15 protein-coding genes and 2 pseudogenes are annotated in these 18,180 nt (G+C 60.8%); 4 read left to right on the top strand and 13 right to left on the bottom strand.

The genetic code is table 11. From position 1 onward, the window contains the following. Positions 1-27: 27 nt before the first annotated feature. Positions 28-687, bottom strand: coding sequence for a hypothetical protein (locus tag KVH01_RS26105; protein WP_217883408.1), 660 nt, complete (start codon positions 685-687; stop codon positions 28-30). Positions 688-839: 152 nt separating this feature from the next. Here KVH01_RS26105 and KVH01_RS26110 point away from each other — a divergent pair. After that, a pseudogene (locus KVH01_RS26110) lies at positions 840-1,007 on the top strand (mannonate dehydratase); the annotation flags it as partial. Positions 1,008-1,104: 97 nt separating this feature from the next. Here the strand turns inward: KVH01_RS26110 and KVH01_RS26115 are convergent. Then, positions 1,105-1,722, bottom strand: a complete 618-nt coding sequence (locus KVH01_RS26115; RefSeq protein ID WP_217883409.1) for a LysE family translocator — start codon at positions 1,720-1,722, stop codon at positions 1,105-1,107. Positions 1,723-1,725: 3 nt separating this feature from the next. On the opposite strand from KVH01_RS26115, the gene KVH01_RS26120 reads away from it, so the two are divergent. The 3 genes and pseudogenes from KVH01_RS26120 to KVH01_RS26130 all read left to right on the top strand — a co-directional run. Further along, complete coding sequence (locus KVH01_RS26120) at positions 1,726-2,253, top strand: pyrroline-5-carboxylate reductase family protein (protein WP_225924375.1); 528 nt, start codon at positions 1,726-1,728, stop codon at positions 2,251-2,253. An 87-nt stretch (positions 2,254-2,340) separates the two neighbouring features. Then, a complete protein-coding gene (locus tag KVH01_RS26125) occupies positions 2,341-3,006 on the top strand; it encodes a TIGR02466 family protein (protein WP_217883410.1) in 666 nt (221 codons plus the stop codon). Between the two features lie 30 nt (positions 3,007-3,036). After that, positions 3,037-3,240, top strand: a pseudogene (locus tag KVH01_RS26130) (zinc-binding dehydrogenase); the annotation flags it as partial. Here the strand turns inward: KVH01_RS26130 and KVH01_RS26135 are convergent. The 11 genes from KVH01_RS26135 to KVH01_RS26185 all read right to left on the bottom strand — a co-directional run bounded on the left by KVH01_RS26135 (position 3,227) and on the right by KVH01_RS26185 (position 18,177). Further along, on the bottom strand, positions 3,227-4,378 hold the full coding sequence (locus tag KVH01_RS26135; protein ID WP_217883411.1) for a sensor histidine kinase: 1,152 nt from the start codon (positions 4,376-4,378) through the stop codon (positions 3,227-3,229). The pseudogene KVH01_RS26130 and the gene KVH01_RS26135 overlap by 14 nt on opposite strands. A 359-nt stretch (positions 4,379-4,737) precedes the next feature. Next, on the bottom strand, positions 4,738-6,231 hold the full coding sequence (locus tag KVH01_RS30505; RefSeq protein ID WP_217883412.1) for a methyl-accepting chemotaxis protein: 1,494 nt from the start codon (positions 6,229-6,231) through the stop codon (positions 4,738-4,740). Between the two features lie 182 nt (positions 6,232-6,413). After that, positions 6,414-8,567 carry a TonB-dependent siderophore receptor gene (locus KVH01_RS26145; RefSeq protein WP_217883413.1) on the bottom strand — a complete coding sequence of 718 codons (2,154 nt, stop codon included), beginning with the start codon at positions 8,565-8,567 and terminating at the stop codon, positions 6,414-6,416. Between the two features lie 293 nt (positions 8,568-8,860). Further along, positions 8,861-11,428, bottom strand: a complete 2,568-nt coding sequence (locus KVH01_RS26150; RefSeq protein ID WP_217883414.1) for an autotransporter family protein — start codon at positions 11,426-11,428, stop codon at positions 8,861-8,863. 250 nt (positions 11,429-11,678) lie between these two features. After that, on the bottom strand, positions 11,679-12,440 hold the full coding sequence (locus tag KVH01_RS26155) for a PIG-L deacetylase family protein (protein ID WP_217883415.1): 762 nt from the start codon (positions 12,438-12,440) through the stop codon (positions 11,679-11,681). Between the two features lie 179 nt (positions 12,441-12,619). After that, the gene (locus tag KVH01_RS26160; RefSeq protein WP_217883416.1) at positions 12,620-13,279 is read right to left on the bottom strand and encodes a glycosyltransferase; all 660 of its coding nucleotides are present in this window, start codon (positions 13,277-13,279) and stop codon (positions 12,620-12,622) included. Continuing rightward, on the bottom strand, positions 13,276-13,875 hold the full coding sequence (locus KVH01_RS26165; protein WP_217883417.1) for an SAM-dependent methyltransferase: 600 nt from the start codon (positions 13,873-13,875) through the stop codon (positions 13,276-13,278). The genes KVH01_RS26160 and KVH01_RS26165 overlap by 4 nt, the downstream gene beginning before the upstream one ends. Then, positions 13,872-14,630, bottom strand: a complete 759-nt coding sequence (locus KVH01_RS26170; protein WP_217883418.1) for a PIG-L deacetylase family protein — start codon at positions 14,628-14,630, stop codon at positions 13,872-13,874. The genes KVH01_RS26165 and KVH01_RS26170 overlap by 4 nt, the downstream gene beginning before the upstream one ends. Beyond that, positions 14,627-15,625, bottom strand: a complete 999-nt coding sequence (locus KVH01_RS26175) for an acyl-CoA dehydrogenase family protein (protein ID WP_217883419.1) — start codon at positions 15,623-15,625, stop codon at positions 14,627-14,629. The genes KVH01_RS26170 and KVH01_RS26175 overlap by 4 nt, the downstream gene beginning before the upstream one ends. Before the next feature lies 1 nt (position 15,626). Further along, on the bottom strand, positions 15,627-17,786 hold the full coding sequence (gene glgX / locus KVH01_RS26180) for a glycogen debranching protein GlgX (RefSeq protein WP_043047734.1): 2,160 nt from the start codon (positions 17,784-17,786) through the stop codon (positions 15,627-15,629). 121 nt (positions 17,787-17,907) lie between these two features. After that, the gene (locus KVH01_RS26185; protein WP_043047733.1) at positions 17,908-18,177 is read right to left on the bottom strand and encodes a DUF2934 domain-containing protein; all 270 of its coding nucleotides are present in this window, start codon (positions 18,175-18,177) and stop codon (positions 17,908-17,910) included. Positions 18,178-18,180 lie beyond the last annotated feature (3 nt).

Raw genomic sequence — 18,180 nt, forward strand, 5'->3', positions numbered from 1 at the left:
GGCCAAAAGCGGTCATTTGGCGATATCTCAGGATTTAGAACAGAGATTATTCAAAAGAGGGGTGGAAACTTGGTTGGGTATTGCATTAATCGAGTCAATAACGGAACTCGAACCCGATGTCGCGAGTACCAATTTCGGGTATGTGATAGCCATCGCACAAAAGAAAATAAACGCTACAATTAAAAAGGTCACAAGCCAAGCAGTCTTATCTAAAACTTTAGATTTTGGTTTTGCCTCCATTGTTTTATACAGCCATATAAAATTGTATCCGGCGAGCATGATAATTAACACTAATGCGGCCCAGGTAAAAGCCACCACAAAAAATCGCTGATCATAGGTTAACGCCGCCATTGCTTGCATTATTGGAAGCGCCACGAGCATAGCAAGGCATAACGCCAAGTTTTTAAGACCGTCAAAAAGAGTTTTAATGTCAACGATAAATGGCTTGCTGAAGAATGGCTCTACCTTGCGTATTAAGAGGTCTTTTTTGATGATCATAAAGTCTGTGTTATTAACTTTGTTGACCTTTTCTCCCGTATCTAAAAAATATGTTTTTTGCGAGGTGATAACCGTCTGCTCGCCAAGGCCTCTTGGCTCTTTAGTTTCCTTGGTTTTTTCAATGACGATGTAAGTTTCTTTTGATTTGGTTTTGGCTTTAAAGCGGTCGGTCTCAATAGCAGCTGTCATTTTGGTCTTCGCGTGTTGGGTATTAAGATGATGTCGAATTGATATTATCAATGTCTAGGCTCTTATTTCCATATCCGCATGATCTATTTTTTGATTCAGGCCCCACGGAAGTGAAGTTCAAACGCGGCTGCGACCTGACTTGACGGGTACATGCCAATTACCAGCAAAGCGTGGGCAATCTGGCGAATGGCGGTATCGATATCGTGTGCTACAACTTCATGCCGGCGATGGATTGGACTCGTACTGACCTTGCCTGGTGTCTGGTTGATGGCGGTTGGGCGCTGCGTTTCGATCTAATCGCGTTTGCTGCTGCGCACCTCAGCCAGCCGCTTGATTGCAGCGTTGCAGCAGGATGAAGGGGTAATTCGATTGTGTTTCTATCCGACGCCTGTATTTGCAGTGGGTTGACGCTGGCGCTCAAGCCCTGCGCGCCGTCAACAACACCGTCGCCGCCGCCGACAACAACCCCGCACAGCAACGATTGAAGAGGCGCTTGCCACGTGGCTCGGCAAACCAGCGGCGCATATGCAGGCCCATATAGGCGTAGGCGCTGATGGCGACCCATTCCAGCGCCAGGAACATCGCGCCCAGCAGGGCGAATTGCGTGGTGATAGGTTGGCCTGGCACCACGAACTGGGGGAGGAAGGCGGTGAAGATCAAGATAGCCTTGGGGTTGCCCGCCGCCACCAGGAACTCCTGTCGCGCCAAGGCCAATAAGCCGACTTTGTTGGTGGCCGTTTGCGTCTGTGCCTGTGGGTCCGCACGCCATAGCTGATAGGCCAGGTAAAGCAGATACGCCGCGCCGAGAATCTTGATTGCGTAGAACAACAATTCCGACGTCTGCAGCACCACCGCCAACCCTGCAGCGGCGAGGGCGATCATGCCGGTGAAGGCCAGCAAGCGGCCGAGACCGGCCAGGCAGGAGGTGCGAAAGCCGTAGCTAGTGGCGTTGCTCACCGACAGCAGGTTATTGGGGCCGGGCGCCCCGATGGGGTGGAAGGACTGTCCAGAGAGGTCCGCCTCAAGCCGGGACAATCTTTGGTTTCCCTGGTCGCCGGCATGAAGCTGGAGGACCTGGCGCGCAGCTTCCCACAGGCGCAGCCAATGCGGGCGATGCTGTCCTATGCCGCGCAGATCAACCAATCGACAGTGGTGGTGACGCCAGCGGGGCAGGCCCATGAGGCGTTGTTAGCCACCCTGGGGAGGTTGATCGTGCTGGATCAGGAAGACGCCTTCGAACTGGCCACCGTCGCGGCCTGCATGAACGGTTGGTTCTATTTCTTTCTCAATGATCTCCAGCAGTGGTTTACCGATAAAGGACTGAGTCCGGAGCATGCCCGGCAATTGGTGATGGGCAATATCCAGGACTGCCTGGCCAGCGCCGGTCACCAGCCCCAGGCGCGCATGGACACCTTGGGCAATGCCATCGCGACACCGGGCACCTTCACGGCGGCCGGGCTCGAAGTGCTGCGCGACAAAGGCGCGCCGCAGGCGTGGGCAGCGGCATGTGATGAGGTGCTGGAGCGCTTGCAGAAAACGTCGCAGGGGCACTCCGGCGATCAATAACCCTCAAGTTCTTAACAAAGGTTTACACCACTGGTTGCGCTGATTCGGTATGTTTTTCAGCCACTTGCGTAACCGGGTAGTGCCTCGATGCAGACTTCTCATCAGCGGTTGGATCCGCAGCTCATCACCATCCGCCGGCTGTTTCCAAGCCCGTTGGCCAGCATCCAGGTGCCGGATGCGCATTGGCTCAACGGGGAGCTCAAAGCCCTGATTGCCCAGCGCATGGCCGCCGACACCCGGGGGGCGCAGCGCAGCAATACCGGCGGCTGGCAGTCCGCCCATGATTTCACGGAGTGGGGCGGGGCAGCCTGCGAGACGCTGGTGAGGTTTGCCACAGAATTCGCCACTCAGCTGACGGCCGTGCATAGCGAACAATACGGCTTTATCGAGCCCGGTTTCGAATGGAAGATCAATGCCTGGGTGAACGTGAATGAGGCCGGGCACAGCAATGCATTGCACGGCCACCCGGGGGCGTTCTGGTCCGGGGTGTATTGGGTCGATGCCGGTGGCCGGGAGGACGACCCGGCGGTGGGCGGAGACCTGGAATTCCTCGACCCGCGCGGCATGGTGGCCTCGACCTACAACCCGGCTTTGCGAATGAGAGTGGAGGACTGCCTGACAGCCGGGTTCAGCAGTACCTGCGCGGCGGCCAGCGGTACCTTCGTCATGTTTCCGTCTTGGCTCATGCACTCGGTACGACGCTTTGAAGGCTCGCGGCCGCGGATCTCCATTGCGTTTAACTTTGGCGCATGACTGCACTTGGCGCAGGGCGTTAACAACTGACTGCGGCCGCTGATCTTCCGCCAGACGACACTGCGTGGCATTGCCGTAGCGCCACGCTCATCGTTCGACCGGATGAATGAGTTCCTCAACCAACACGATATCCGCCCTGTTATCGACCGGGTCTATCCGTTTGCACAGGCGCGTGAAGCTTACGAGCACTTGGCCAGGGGCGCGTTTGGGAAGGTGGTTATCAAGGTGGGTTGAGGATGTCGGGGGCACTGTAGAGGGGAAGCCTCACGCTAAAGACCGTGCCCTGTTCTGCATCCGAGCTGACTTCGATGGATCCGGCATGGGATGCGACGATTTCCGAGGCGATGAACAGGCCCAGGCCCAATCCTTCTGCGGGGCCATGATCGATTGCCGAGCGCTGGGAGAAACGGCCCATGGGGTTGAATATGAAGGGCAGCACGTCCTCGGGTATCGCCTCGCCATTGTTGTGTACCGTGAATACCGCGCAATCCTCCAGGGTTCCCAGCTCGACCTTGATAGGCAGTGTGGTATCCCCATGCTGTACCGCGTTGCTGATAATGTTGGAGAAGACCTGTTCCATTCTGGCGCCATCAAATTTGCCTGAAACGGCAGCCTTCATGTCGAATACGACATTGGCCTCTGGATGAAACGCCTGGATTTCTTCCACCACCCGCTGGCACAGCGGTGCCAGATCGATATCCGCTGTTTTTACCGGGATGCCCGGGCCCATCTGGCAACGTGTCAGGTCAAGCAGATCGCCAACAATCCGGCTCGCTCGGCGCACACTGGTGTACATCTGGTTGGCAATTTTGGTGTCCCGGGCTCCGGCGTGCTTTGAACGCCTGAGCACGTCGGCTCCCAGCAGGATCGCGCCCAACGGCGTGCGCAGGTCGTGGCCGAGTATGCCCAGGAACACATTGCGTGACGCCTCGACCGCACGTGAATAGCTGGCGATGGACTCGGCGAGCGCCTGATCGATGGCCTCGTGGAACCGGGTCATGTCGTCGACATTGATTGGCGTGCCCTCGTTGACCTGCCTCATCCATTGGCTGACCACACTGGTTCTGAGTGCACGGTATTCCGAGACCATTTGATCAATCGTGAAACCGGCCATCAGGCGCGTCATTGCGTGGGTTTCGGCGGCAGTTTCCTGATCATCGGCCGGAATCAGCCCTTGGGCCTTGGCTATTTGTTCTCGCTTGGTCTGCGTGGTGCGCAAGTCGCTCACGATGGCTCGCAACATCTGCTCGGCATGATCGCGCAGCGCTACGCTATCGAGGTCTGCGCCCGGGGTCTTGATGGTTCTGGCGAAATCTTCCCAGGCCTGCAGGATCGGCTCAAGGTGCTCAAGGATGAAGTCGGACAGGCGCATGTCTGGAGTCCTGGTAGGAGGCGAGGCGGGCAGAAAAGCGAGACTGCGCAGGTAAGTGTGAATGTCGGCAGTGTAGGAGGTTGTCCGTTGCTTTAATAGCTCGACCGGTGGCGTGCACTCTGCGGCACCTGGCAGGTGGGAAGGCAGCCGCGGTCCAACTGTGGGGGGGACTTGCCCTAATGCCAGCCAGTTAAGGTTTTTGTAGGAGCGAGCTTGCTCGCGAAAAACCCATAGACGCCGCGTTTGTTCAGGAATCACGCGTTATCGTTGACGTTTTTCGCGAGCAAGCTCGCTCCTACAGAGGACACTGACGCTTAACTGACTGCCACATCTCGCCCGTGGTATGGCTGGTGCTCTACTTAAGGATGAAACCTGCGCCCCAGCGCATCCAGCCGCACCGCAATCGGCGGTAGGCGTTCGCTGCTGCGGGCAAGGGTCTCGACGTCGTCGGCGGTGCTCTGGGCGATGTTTTGCACAGACTGCAAGCGTTCGACAATTTCCAGGTTCGCCGAGGTCTGCTCGCGGGTGGTGGTGACGATGTGGCCGTTGAGTTGATCGATATGGGCAATGTCCTGGCCCACGGCGCGGAGCATGTCCACCGCCAACTGGCTGTCTTCCACACAGCGCTCCACGCCTTCGCGGCTGGCGTGCATGGCTTCAACGGCCTGGCGACTGCCCTGTTGCAGGCCCTCGATGATGGTCTTGATTTCCTGGGTGGAGAGGGCGGTGCGCTGGGCCAGGCTGCGCACTTCATCTGCCACCACGGCAAAACCGCGGCCCTGCTCGCCGGCGCGGGCGGCTTCAATGGCGGCGTTGAGGGCCAACAGGTTGGTCTGGTTGGCGATGCTGTTGATCACCTCCAGCACCGAGCCGATCTGCTCGGCCTGCACGGCCAGGGATTGCACGGTGGATTCAGTGCCGTTGATGCGTGATGCCAATTGGCTGATTTCATGTTGGGCGCGACCGACGCTTTCCTGGCCGCGGACAATCTGCCGGCTGGCCTGGCCTGCGTGTTCCACCGCTTGTTCGACCTGCACCGTGATGTGACCGGTGGCGGCTTCCAGGCGCTGCATCGAACCGGTCATCTCGCCGATCTGCGCCAATTGATGGTGCGCGCCTTTTTCCAGGGTGCCGCTGGCGGTGGCCAGTTCCTGACCGAGTTGCCCCAGGCCGTGGGAATCGCGGGCAACGCCATCGATCAGGTGGGTGAGCTGTTGCAGGAAGTGGTCGAAACGCGTGGCCAGGGAGACCCGTGACTTGCCTTCGCCTTTGGCCGACTCCACGGTGATCTGCGAGGTGACGGCGAGCATCTTCTCGAGCATTTCCTGGCTCTCGACCGCTTCGGCCTGGCTATGCACCGCCAGGTAAAGCAGGGCGACGGTTTCCATCACCACGTAGAACGCATGAACGAAGATCATCGTCCAGCCGCCGTGATGCTCCATCACAAACACCGGAAAACCCTGGTGCTGCAACGCGTGGAATACCAGGTGATGCACAGCGATGGTCAGCGCGGCCACGAGGATCGGCAGCCAGTCACGGTAGAAGGTCAACACCGCCAGTAACGCGAAGATGCCGAAGTGGGCTTCGATCACCCCATGCGCCTGGTTGATGTGCAGCGCCGCCATCACCATCAGGCCGGCGCCCAGTGCGCAGCGCATCACACGGGTGCCGCCGATGACGCGGTAGAGCGCGGTCAGCACCACGCCGGTGCCGCCACCGACGATCAGCGCCTGTAGCCAGGTGTCATGCCAGAACGCCAAGCCCAGGGAGAATAGCGACATCAGCCAGATCAATGCCAGCATGATGCGGTCGGCCTTGCGGTAGTGCTCAAGAAAACGGGGGCGGACGGGCATTCACTCTTACTCCATGAGGGTGGGGTGCCGAGGTCAAGCAAGCACGCGGCGTGCCACGAAGGCCTGCCGCTGTGGAGTGAAGCAGATATTCGGGATTTTTGCGGTTGCCAACGTTTTATCGGCAGACCTTGTGGGGACTTTAGAACGGCTGCCCGAACAGGCAGCCGCAGCAGCATGGGCGCTTAGAAGCTGTACTTGGCGGTCAGCATCATGTTGCGCGGAGCGCCATAGGAATCACCGCCATAGCTCGCAGAGTCAGCGATGGCCTGGTAGTACTTGCGGTCAAAGATGTTGTTGGCGTTGAGCTGCAGGTCCAGGTGCTGGTTGACCCGGTAACCGGCCATCAAGTCGGTGACGGCATAGCCGCCTTGTTTGAGCCGATATTGGCTGCCATCTGCCAGTGCGATGTCGTTGTACATGCGGCTCTGCCAGGAGATGTTGCCGCCCACACGGAGTTTTTCCAGCGGGCCCTGGAAGTTGTAGCGGGTGGTCAGCTTGAACAGATGCTCCGGGGTGTCAGTGTCGAACTGCTTGTTGACCTTCTGCGGGTTGGCATCGTCCTTGATGGTGTGGGTGCGCGCGTAGGTATAACCACCGCCGACCTGCCAGTTCTCAGTCAAGGCGCCTTGCAGTTCGAAGTCGATGCCCTGGCTGCGGATTTCCCCCGAGGCTTGGTAGCAGGAGGCCTGCGGGCAATCTGGCACGACGATCTGTACGGCGCGGTTTTCCTGGTCGACGCGGAACACCGCCAGGCTCGCATTCAGCGCACCACCCAGGTATTCGCCCTTGATACCCACTTCATAGTTCTTGCCGACAATCGGCTTGAGCGGGGTCGCGCTGGTGTTCTTTTCCTTCTGCGGTGTGAAGATATCGCTGTAGCTGACATACACCGAGTGCTGGTCGTCCAGCTCGTAGATCAGGCCGGCGTAGCGGGTGAGGTTACGGGTGACCTTGTAGTCGCCGTCGCCATCGCGGTTATCGTAGTCGTACCAGTCCAGGCGCCCGCCGAGGATCAGCTTGAGCGGGTCGGCCAGGCTCAGGCGCGTGGTCAGATAGAAGCCGTCCTGGGTGGTGACGTCGCGCGCGTTGTTGGTGTGGACGAAATTCGGCTTGCCGGCATTGAGCGGCCAGTTCATGTCGTACGGGCTGTAGTTGTGAGTGGTCATGTCGTAGATACGCTTGCTGGCGCCCACCACCAGTTCGTGGGTGCGCCCGAATGCCTGGAACGGGCCGCTGGCAAAGGCGTCGAGACCCGCCTGGTTTTCATCATAAGTGGCTTGGTACACCGTGCGGGCCAGGGTGTTGTTGGTCCAGCGCGACTGGTAGGAACCGGAAAACAACGCATCCTGTTCGGAATAATTGGCGTTGACCTGCAGGTTCCAGTCATTGGCCAGGCGCTGGCGCAGCTCGGCAAATACCGTGTTGATTTCCTGGTCCTTGTTTTCCCAGTCGGTGCCCGGGTTGTAGGAGCGCGACAGGTTCAGGTGGTGGCCGTCCTGGCCGATCATCGACGAGCCCCAGAAGTAGTTGGTCTTGTCTTTCTGGTTCGAGAAACCGAGGGTCAGGCTGGTGTCTTCGCTCAGGTCGGCTTCGGTCACCGCATAGAACAGGCCGTGATCCTGCTCGGCGTTATCGATGAAACTGTTGGCATCGCGGTAGGAGGTCACGACCCGGCCGCGCCAGGTACCACTGTCATTGAGCGGGCTGGAGGCATCAAGCTCGCCGCGGTAGTCATCCCAACTGCCGGCGGCGCCGGTCAGGGTGACTTTCTGCTCATACAAAGGCCGCTTGCGAATCAGGTTGATGGCCGCCGATGGGTTGCCTGCGCCGGTGACCAGGCCGGTAGCGCCGCGCACCACCTCGACGCGGTCGAACATCGCCAGGTTCGGCTGGGCGCCCACCGAAACGCCGTTATAGCCGCTGGGGATACCGTCATACATGAGGTTGTCGATATCGAAACCGCGTGCAGTAAAGGCTTGGCGGCCAGGGCCATTGGAGTAGTTCAGGAACAGCCCAGGCGTAGCATTGACCACATCATTGATGCTGGTCATCGCCTGGTCATCCATGCGCTGGCGGGTTATCACGGTCACGGCTTGCGGGGTTTCCCGCAGGGTCAGGGGAAGCTTGGTCGCGGTGCTCATCGAGCCGGTGGTGTACGACTCGGTGCCTTCGGTGGTTTGACCCAGCTGTTGACCGGAGACCTGGGTGGCGCCCAGTTCAATGGTGGCCGGTGCTTCGGCATCGGCGGCCAGGGCCGCGTGCGAGGTTGCCAGGCAGATAGCAATTGCCATCAAGCTGGGTGAAAAAACGTTGCCGCCGCGTTGTTGCACAAACATTGTTATAGGGCTCCCCAGAGGCCATCCGTGGCGAACAATAAATCTGTTGATAATTATTCGCATCAGTGTGGCAGATTGAATCCGTAGGAAAAAGCCTTGGGGAAGAATTAGTTAACGAAATTTTCCATAGGTTGCGGGCAGGCGTTTAGCCATTATTTGATGCCCGCCGGGTTTCTCCGGCGAGGCATCGTTCTGCAGTTTCCGAGCGTTCAGGGGGCCAACTTGGTAGAAATAGTTGTGCAAGGGTTATGTACCGCAGTGGCTCTCGTACACACTGCGGTACAAAGATCGCCTCAGAACGCCATTCTCAGGCCGAACGTGCCCTGGCGGCCGCGGAGCATATTGCTGTCCAGATTCTTTTCGGTGCCGATCTCACCATACAGGCTCACACCCTGCGCAACTTCCAGGGTAGCGCCAAGGCTGACATCCACCGTGGTGGATTTCTGCTCGGTGTCGATACGGGTTTCATGGTTGAACAACACGCTGTTGTCTCCAGCGCTGGCGTGCCAGACATTTGCCCTTACATAGGGTTGCAGTGGCATGCCGTTGACCAGGTAGTCGCCGCGCAGGCGCACACCCAGGCGCGTGGTGACGTTGGTATCAGCATCATAGGAGATGTCTGAAATCCCATCGTTCTGGCTATCCAGCTTGGTTTTGCCGACGATCAACTGTGCCTGCGGTTCCACCACCCAGTTGGCGCTCACGGCCAGCGGCAAGCCGACTTCGGCGGAGGCGGTGACGTTATGCCCGCGGGTTTTGGTCTTCACGCCCTGGTCCGACTCGCTGTTGCCATCAAAGCGAGTACCCATAATCATCAAATCGAGGTAAGCCCGGTTGGCGCTGAGCAGCGTCCAGTAGACCCCCAGGCTGTCGCCGCGCAACGTGGTCTTGCCGGCATCCTTGTCCTCCCAGCCGCCGTTGAAGCCTTTCACATTGCCCTTGAGGCGGCTATGACCGACGAAAAACCCGAGGCGCTGCAGCAGGCCGTTGTCCAGGCTGCTGGCGAACACATCGGTGCCCACTTGGAAGCCTGTCAGCGAACCATCCAGGGTAGGGCTGACCGTACCAGTGAAACTCTGGCGGCTGCTGTTGCCGTAGACCCGGCCCCAACCGGCCGGCAAGGCGCCGGTTTGCTGCTGGCGGCTTTGATCGCCCATACGCTCGTGATAAGTACCGAGCATGCCCTGCACGATTTGCTGGGCGGCGGGAAACAGCGCAGCGTACAGCGGTACTTCGGGACGATAGATCGGCACCTCCTTGTCAGTCGGGCCAGGCAGAGGCGGGGTTCCTTCCACCGGTTCCGGCGCTGGGATGGTGGGTACTTCAGGGTCAGGGTTGGGCAGCGGAGCGGGCGGCGTAGTGGAGCGCAGGTAGAAGTTCTCTGCCGTTCCAGGGGTGACCCCGCCTTTGTACAGATAGTAGTCATACGCGCCGGCGCTTACCCTGTTGCCCAAGGTAAACGCGCTTTCAGGTCCGCTGGCGCCATTAAGCGCTTGCACTACCAGGATGCCGTCTCGCACTGTCGCTGCACCCGCGCCCCCAAGGTTGTTGATCAGCACACCGGTATTGCCTGCGTATGTACCGTTGCTGACCACCAGTTTGTCGCTGGCCGAGTCGTCTGCCCCCAGCACGGTTTGTAACGCCAGGCGCCCGCCGTTGCCGGTGTAATTGCCGTTGATAGTCAAGGTGTCGCTGGCGGTGGAGCTGGCGGTGGTCATGTCGAGGGTGCCGCTGTTGGTCACATTGACCAGTTGGCCGGCGGTGAACGGGTCGATGCTGCCTGTGCCGACCAGCAGTGCACTGCTGCCATCGATGGACAGGGCACCGGTGCCGGTCGCGCTGTCTCCCAGCTTCAACGTGCCGCCGAGGGTCATTTGCGAGCCGTTGTCCAGGCGGATGTTTTCCCACTGGGTGAAGAGGGCGGGGTCACCGACCTTGGTGTTGTCCAGAGTCAGGGTATCGATGCCCAGGCCCCCATCCAACAATTGCGTCGCAGCCACCTGCGCTGCTGCCAGCCCCTGAAGCAATGCGGTGTCGTCGCCTTCCCCCATCAGCACGGAGGAATGCAGGTTGCCGCCGGACCAGACCAAGTCATCATTGCCAAAGCTGAGCAACAACTGCCCGTTGACGGTACCACCGGAGATGATCACTTGATCGTCGCCGCCGCTGACGCTGATATTGCCGCCGACGAAGGCATCATTCGAGATCAGGACAGTGTCCCGGCCGAAGCCGGTCACCAGGTTGCCGATGATCCTGCCGCCAGACATATCGAAACGATTGTCATCGAGTTTCATGTTGACCCGGCCAATGGTGCCGCCGGTCATTGTCGCTTCGTCCCCGTCCTCGAAAGCGCCGGTGATCGTACCGCCGCTCATGGAGAAAACGTCCAGCCCGTCACCTTGTTCCAGTGAGGCGATGGTGCCGCCGCTCATGGCAAAACGGTCGATGCCTGCCCCCTGGGTGACTTTACCTGCCTGGCCACCGGAAATCTGCACGACATCGGCGCCCGAGCCCTGGCTGACCGACCCGGTGATACTGCCCAGGTTGAGCCGGAAAATATTATTGCCGTCGCCTTGGTCGAGGCTGCCATCGATCCCGGCGCTCGGGCCGTTCACATCGACCAGATCATTGCCGCCCACGTACACCACATTTCCGCTCACTCTGCCGGTTGCGGTGATTTCAAGGGTGTTATCGCCGCCGGTATCGCTAAAGCCCGGCGCGGTGGCGCTGTCACACGTGGAGGTGTCGCTGCCTGGCGTGTTGTTAATGGTGCACGCCCCATACGAGGCCAGCGGCCAGGCCGCCAGTACCATTGCTGAGGCAATGCCTGAGTACAACAGAGAAGTGATCCGTGTGCGCATGGTCGGTCCTCGCTTGAGCACAATGATGTCCCAGCACCTGGCACACCAGGCGCGGTTCAAAACCATGGCAACGACGAACGCGATACGGATCAGGAACTACGAGTTACCTGCATCTGAAAACACCGGCCAATGTAAGGGGTTGGCATGGCTTTCTCGACTGCACCTTAACCTGTGCAGGACTTTTTGCACCTTAGCGGTAGATTTGATCGGCTGCTACTGTAAGAAATAACAGGTATAGACGAGTCGGCGCTTAGGCAAATACGATCTCGTAGGGTTCACGAATACGCTCGAGCAACACTTGGGCCAGCTTGGGCGGTAAACCGATCTGCGGATCGCCGACCAATTGGCTGGCATAGGCATGGGTCGCGTGCAGCTTGCGCGCCACGCTCCAGGTATCCAGGCGTATCTTGCGGGCGCGCTGCCAGGGCATCACCGAAGCTTCCCGTGCAGGCCAGTGCCAGGCCCAGACCGGCAGTTCATACAGCCTGGCCCCCACCAGGCTGCAGGCCTTGGCGCTGGCGCGGCCAACGGCATCGTGATCGTCATTACCGTCGTGGCACCACGTGGTAAACACCCTGTCGCCCGGTTGCAGGTAGCGCGCGATGAACTGGCTCATGGGCTGTTCGTGGGCGGCCAGTGCGTCATCGCGAAACCCGCCGCGGATCCATTTCAAGCTGTGCAACGGCATGCCCAGGCGGCGCAATGCTTCGGCGCTTTCCTGGGGGCGCACCACGCTCAAGCGGCTGGCCGGCCAGACGTGGGAGCCGGGATGGCTGGCGCTGCCATCGGTGATGGAGATCAATTGCAAGGGGTGTTCGCGGGTACTGAGCAGTTGCAGCAAACCGCCGCACGCCAGCACTTCATCGCCCGGGTGCGGGGCGATGACTACGACGCGTGCGCCGGCCGGCACCAGGCGGGTAAGTGCGATGGCGGGAACCTGTGCCAGCTGCGGCGCACTGTTCCAGATTTGCGCGGGGCCGCGACGGCCTTTGCTTAAGGAGGCAGGCTTCATGGGGTGTCACATCCTTGTCGGTTGATGCCGGGTCGTACCCCGTTGAAGGGACGACGCTCTTGTTTTCACCCCAGGCTCCGCTGGAGTGAGTGCACGGCACGCCAATCCTGGCGTGCCGTGCAAGGCGCTATGAGCATAGACAAGAATCCGGGGCTTTTACACGTTGGCGTGTCGTTTTATTACGAAAGCTGCATCAGACTTTTCAAGTAGTCGCCGAACCCGCCCTGGGCGCGGCAGTCCAGGCGCGCACTGGTGACCACTTGCGGCGCATGGCTCCAGGCAATCGAGGCGCCACAACGTTCCAGCTCGCGCACCAGTTGCACATCTTCATGGCAGGCCAGCGGTTCGAACCCACCGGCCTGCACGTAGGCGCTGGCGCTTACTCCCAGGTTGGCGCCATGGATATGCCGATGCCCATCGCGGGCCTGGTAAGCCTGGTGATAACGAATCTGTGCCGCCGAGTCGAAGCCTTCGCTCCAGGCATCCACCGTCACCGTGCCGCATACAGCATCGCAGCCCAGGGCCAGTTGCGCCACCAGCCAGTCAGGGGCCACGCGGCTGTCGGCGTCGGTGCAGGAAATCCAGCGTGCGCCCTGTTCCAATAAATACCGTGCGCCGTCGCCTCGCGCTTGCCCGACATTGCGCGCCTGCACCGGCAGGCTGTGCACCCCATGCGCCTGGGCGATCGCGGCGCTGCCATCGGTGCAGCTGTCGAGCACCACCAGGATCTGCACCGCTTCCCCCAGCAGGCCGGGATGGTTGGCGGCGATCTGCGCGGCCCTGAGGCAGTCACCCAGCAGCGCTTCTTCGTTATGCACCGGGATCAGAATACCGATCATCGCAAACCCTCGTGGTGTGCGACCGAGGTACCGTCGCGGCTCCACAGGTCGAGCAGGAAATCCTGGTCATGGTATTGCGCCAGGGGTGGTGTACCCAGCCGCTGCTGGAGCAGGGCGTGCACCTGTTCGGCGGTTTGCGGGCAACCCTCGATGGGCGGGCGCCAATGGCAGGCCAGCAACTGACCGTCAGCGGTCAGGGCGGCGAGGGCGCAATCGATCAGGCGATGCAGGTCATCGACATCCAGGTAATAACACAGCTCGCTCAGCACGATCAGCTCGAACTGTCCGGCGGGCCATTGCCCGGGCAGGCGGCGCTGTTCCACCTGGGCATGGGGGAAATCTGCCAGCCGCGTTTGTGCCAGCAACACCGCCGCCCGGGACGCGTCGCAACACACCAGGCGATCGCAGCGGCTCGCCAGTTCAGCGCTCAACTCGCCGTTGGCGCAGCCAGGTTCAAGGATCGAGACGTAGTGCGGCCGGGTCAGCACGGCCAGTGTCACAGCGCGCTTGCGTTGTTCGTACCAGCGCTGACGAAAGGCCCAGGGGTCGTCGTTGCCGGCAAACAGTTGATCGAAGTAAGGGGTTGCCACACTCATACGAACACCACTTCAAAAGGTTGCAGCAAACGCTCCACCACATAGGGCGCGAGTACCGGTGGCAGGCCGATTTGCGGATCGCCTTCCAGCTGGCTGGCGAAGGCGTGGATCGCGTGGCGTTTGCGCGCCACGGCCTCGATGGTCAACGGGATTTTGCGCGCCCGATGCCAAGGCACCATGTCGTCTTCAGCCGTGGCCCAGTGCCAGGTCCACACCGGCAGCTCATACAAGGTCGCGCCGACGGCCTGGGCCGCCTTGGCGCTGGCGCGGCCTACGGCTTCATGGTCGCAATGGCCGTCTTCGCGCCAGGTGGCGAACACCACGTCGGTGGGTTTGAGGTGGCGCTGGATAAACTCGCACAGCTGGGCTTCGTGCTCGGCCACTTTGCTGTCGGCAAACCCGGCGCGCAGCCATTTCAAACTGTGCAGCGGCAGGCCGAGGCGATGCAGTGCCTGGGCCGACTCCTGGGGGCGCACCACACTCAGGCGCTCCACCGGCCAGCGCCGGGAGCCGGGATGGCTGGCACTGCCATCGGTCACGGAGATCAACTGGATGGGCCGCCCCAGCGCTGCCAAACCCTGCAGCAGGCCACCGCTGCCGAGCACTTCATCGTCCGGATGCGGGGCGATGATTACCGCGCGATGCCCCTCGGGTACCAACTGGGCGACGCTGATGTGCGGCAACTCGGCCAGCCGCGTTGAGGTTTGCCAGTGATTGAGCGATGTACCTTGGCCGACAATCGGATTGGGCTTCATAACTGCCACCTCCCTGTGGGTTCGCCAGCAACCTGTTCGCCCAGGGCGGCAAGGTCGCGTTCGGCATGGCTTTGGCGCACATACACCGGCAAATCCGCCATCAACTGGGCAAAGTGCGGGTCCTTGCAATAAGGCCCCGCACCGACGCCACGGCCAACGTGATGCATGACTTGTTCGACAGTGTTCTCGATACAGGCCCGTGCCTGTTGCGCCAGTTGCCGGGCATCTGCGCCGGGCTCGCGGTCGATCTGCTCGGCGCTGGCGCGCAGCACGCAGGCGGCACTGTTGAGGGCGCTGTCGACGGCGCCGAGATGGGCCAGGGCATGGGGTTCGGGGCGCTGGGCACAGTGGGCGCGCAACACTTCACCCAGGCGCTGTGCGGCGCCGTACCAGCATGCGGCGATGCCGATCCCGCCGTGCCAGAAACCTGGGCGGGACAGGTAATCGCCCGGGCCACCGACCGCAACACCCCAGGCCTCGCGGAACAGGACTTCGACGCTGCCCGTGGCCGACATGCCCACGGCACTCCATCCTTCATCGGTGACCGTCACGCCAGGTTGATCCATTGCCACCGCCACCAGTTGCTGGCGATCCTCCTCGTCCCAGGCGGTCAGCAAGCCATGGCTGACCACCGCCGCGCCGGAGCACCACGCCTTGCGCCCATCTACCACGAGCCGCTGGCCAGCGTGTCGCACCCGCACTTTGGCCGTCGGCGGCTCAGACGCCCACATGCCCCATGTACTGCCCAGCGGCGGCAGCGGGCTGTCGAGTTCGGCAATGATCGCCAACGCATCGGTATGGCCTTCGAACAACTTGCACAGGCGCAAGTCATGCCCCGCCACCTGCGCCAGCCCACTGAAGCGGGTCAGGGTCTGGCCACCGCCGGGCAGCGGCAGTTGATCCAGACCTTCTTCTTGGAGTGCCTTCAGTGCGTCACCCAGGGCCTGCGTATCCGCATAACCCCGGTAGCCCTGAAGGAAACCGTGCAAGGCCATCTCACACCTCGCCTTCGCGTTGCAGTTCAAACAACAGCAGCGAGCGGCCGGTCACCGCGTATTCATGTTCGAAATCAAAGCGCTCCTGACCGCGTACCGCCGGGTCGTTGGTGTCGAGCATGCAGGTCCAGAACTCACCCTCTGGCACCGGCGGCAGGCGGAAATTGACCATGTCGTGATGAGCATTGACCACCAGCAGCAAGGTAGCGTCCGCACCGGCACGCCGAATTCCGGTTTCCTGGGCGCGGCCATCCATCAGCATGCCCAGGCAGCGGCCCTGGCTGTCTTCCCATTGCTCGGTGGTCATCTCGTTGCCATCCGGCGCCAACCAGGTGACGTCCTTCACGCCGATATCTTCGTTGTAGTCACCGACCAGGAAGCGCCCGCGGCGCAGGATCGGGTAGGCCAGGCGCAGCTTGATCAGGCGCTTGACGAACTTGAGCAGGGCCTTGCCGTCGTCGTCCAGGTCCCAATTGACCCAGCCGATCTCACTGTCCTGGCAATAGGCGTTGTTATTGCCATGCTGGGTACGGGCGAACTCGTCCCCGGCGACGATCATCGGCGTGCCTTGGGCCAGCAGCAGGGTGGCGAAGAAATTGCGCATCTGGCGCAGGCGCAGTTCGTTGATTTCCGGATCGTCGGTGGGGCCTTCGACGCCGTGGTTCCAGGACAGGTTGTTGTTGCTGCCGTCCTGGTTGTTTTCGTCGTTGGCCTCGTTGTGCTTGTCGTTGTACGAGACCAGGTCGTGCAAGGTGAAACCGTCGTGGGCGGTGATGAAGTTCACCGAGCTGTAGGGCCGACGTCCGCGATGATTGAACATCTCGCCCGAAGCGGTCATGCGCCCGGCGAAATCCGCCAGTTGGCCGTCGTCGCCTTTCCAGAACGCACGCACGGTATCGCGGAAGCGGTCGTTCCATTCCACCCAGCCTGGCGGGAAGTTGCCCACTTGATAACCACCGGGGCCGCAGTCCCAGGGTTCGGCGATCAGTTTCAACTGGCGCAGTATCGGGTCCTGACGGCAGGCGACGAGGAAGCTGTGGCGTTCATCAAAGCCATCGCGGTAGCGCCCCAGAATGGTCGCCAGGTCGAAGCGGAAACCGTCTACATGCATCTCGGTGGCCCAGTAGCGCAGCGAGTCGGTGACCATTTGCAGCACGCAGGGGTGGCTCAGATCCAGGGTGTTGCCGGTGCCCGAATCATTGATGTAGAAGCGCTTGTCATCGGGCATCAGCCGGTAGTAGGAGGCGTTGTCGATGCCGCGCATGGACAGGGTCGGGCCGCGCTCGTTGCCTTCGGCAGTGTGGTTGTAGACCACGTCGAGGATCACCTCCAACTTCTGCTCATGCAGGTGCGCGACCATCTCCTTGAACTCGGCGATCTTGCCGCTGGCCAGGTAACGCGGGTCGGGGGCGAAAAAAGCAATGCTGTTGTAGCCCCAGTAGTTGGTCATGCCTTTTTCCAGCAGATGCTGGTCGTTGACGAAGGCGTGCACCGGCAGCAGTTCGACCGAAGAAATACCCAGCTGGCGGATGTGCTTGAGCACGTCATCTTCCATCAGACCGGCGCAGGTGCCGCGTACCGACTCGCCCACCGATGGATGGCGCATGCTGATGCCGCGCAGGTGGGTTTCATAGATGATCGTACGGTCCCACGGCACCCGTACCGGTTGATCATTGCCCCAGGTGTGCGCCGGGTCAATGACCTTGCACTTGGGCACGAAAGGCGCGCTGTCACGCTCATCGAAGCTGAGGTCGTCGTCCGGATGGCCGATGGTGTAGCCAAACAGCGCCTCGGACCATTTGAGCTCACCCACCAACTGCTTCGCGTAGGGGTCGATCAGCAGCTTGTTATGGTTGAAGCGATGACCATTGGCCGGGTCATAAGCGCCATACACGCGGTAGCCGTAAATCAGCCCGGGATGGGCGTCGGGCAGGTAGCCGTGGAAGATCTCATCGGTGTATTCGGGCAGCTCGATGCGCTCCAGCTCTACTTCGCCGGCATCGTCGAACAGGCACAGCTCGACTTTGGTGGCATTGGCCGAGAACAGTGCAAAGTTGACGCCCAGGCCGTCCCAGGTGGCGCCGAGGGGGAAGGGCAAACCTTCACGAATCCGCGACGGTTCATGTTCCGGCGTCGCTGTGGTTTTATCGGGTTTGCTCATTGAGTTGCTCCTGCAAGGGGTCTTTTTTCGGGCCGAACGCGACCGTGCTGACGGTGCTTCAGCGCATGGCATGGACGGAAAAGGGCCTGCAGCTCGCGATGCGGGCTGCAGGCCCAGGCAATCAAGGGGCGGGCGGCTTCGGCTTTTTCGGCGCGGCTGGTTTTTTTGCCGCAGGCTTTGCGGCGGAAGGCGCAGCAGGCTTAGGCTTTGCGGCAGCCTTGGGCGCGGTTTTCGGCTTGGCGGCTGGCTTGGGCTTGCTGGGGGTCAGCGCTTCGGCTTCGGCCAGCTTGCGCGCCATTTCCCAGTGGCGATCATGTGCACCGTCAGGCTTACCTTCAGACTCCCAGATCTGATGCGCTAATTCGCGAATGCGTTTGTCTTCTTTACTCATCAC

Origin of the sequence: Pseudomonas khavaziana, from assembly GCF_019145205.1 — a bacterium.
Lineage (GTDB): Bacteria > Pseudomonadota > Gammaproteobacteria > Pseudomonadales > Pseudomonadaceae > Aquipseudomonas > Aquipseudomonas khavaziana.

Coding starts and splice junctions, on each gene's coding strand:
- KVH01_RS26105 (WP_217883408.1), bottom strand. CDS start 687: ATGACAGCTGCTATTGAGACCGACCGCTTTAAAGCCAAAACCAAATCA.
- KVH01_RS26125 (WP_217883410.1), top strand. CDS start 2,341: ATGCAGACTTCTCATCAGCGGTTGGATCCGCAGCTCATCACCATCCGC.
- KVH01_RS26145 (WP_217883413.1), bottom strand. CDS start 8,567: ATGTTTGTGCAACAACGCGGCGGCAACGTTTTTTCACCCAGCTTGATG.
- KVH01_RS26155 (WP_217883415.1), bottom strand. CDS start 12,440: ATGAAGCCTGCCTCCTTAAGCAAAGGCCGTCGCGGCCCCGCGCAAATC.
- KVH01_RS26160 (WP_217883416.1), bottom strand. CDS start 13,279: ATGATCGGTATTCTGATCCCGGTGCATAACGAAGAAGCGCTGCTGGGT.
- KVH01_RS26175 (WP_217883419.1), bottom strand. CDS start 15,625: ATGGCCTTGCACGGTTTCCTTCAGGGCTACCGGGGTTATGCGGATACG.
- KVH01_RS26150 (WP_217883414.1), bottom strand. CDS start 11,428: ATGCGCACACGGATCACTTCTCTGTTGTACTCAGGCATTGCCTCAGCA.
- glgX (WP_043047734.1), bottom strand. CDS start 17,786: ATGAGCAAACCCGATAAAACCACAGCGACGCCGGAACATGAACCGTCG.
- KVH01_RS26170 (WP_217883418.1), bottom strand. CDS start 14,630: ATGAAGCCCAATCCGATTGTCGGCCAAGGTACATCGCTCAATCACTGG.
- KVH01_RS30505 (WP_217883412.1), bottom strand. CDS start 6,231: ATGCCCGTCCGCCCCCGTTTTCTTGAGCACTACCGCAAGGCCGACCGC.
- KVH01_RS26165 (WP_217883417.1), bottom strand. CDS start 13,875: ATGAGTGTGGCAACCCCTTACTTCGATCAACTGTTTGCCGGCAACGAC.
- KVH01_RS26135 (WP_217883411.1), bottom strand. CDS start 4,378: ATGCGCCTGTCCGACTTCATCCTTGAGCACCTTGAGCCGATCCTGCAG.
- KVH01_RS26185 (WP_043047733.1), bottom strand. CDS start 18,177: ATGAGTAAAGAAGACAAACGCATTCGCGAATTAGCGCATCAGATCTGG.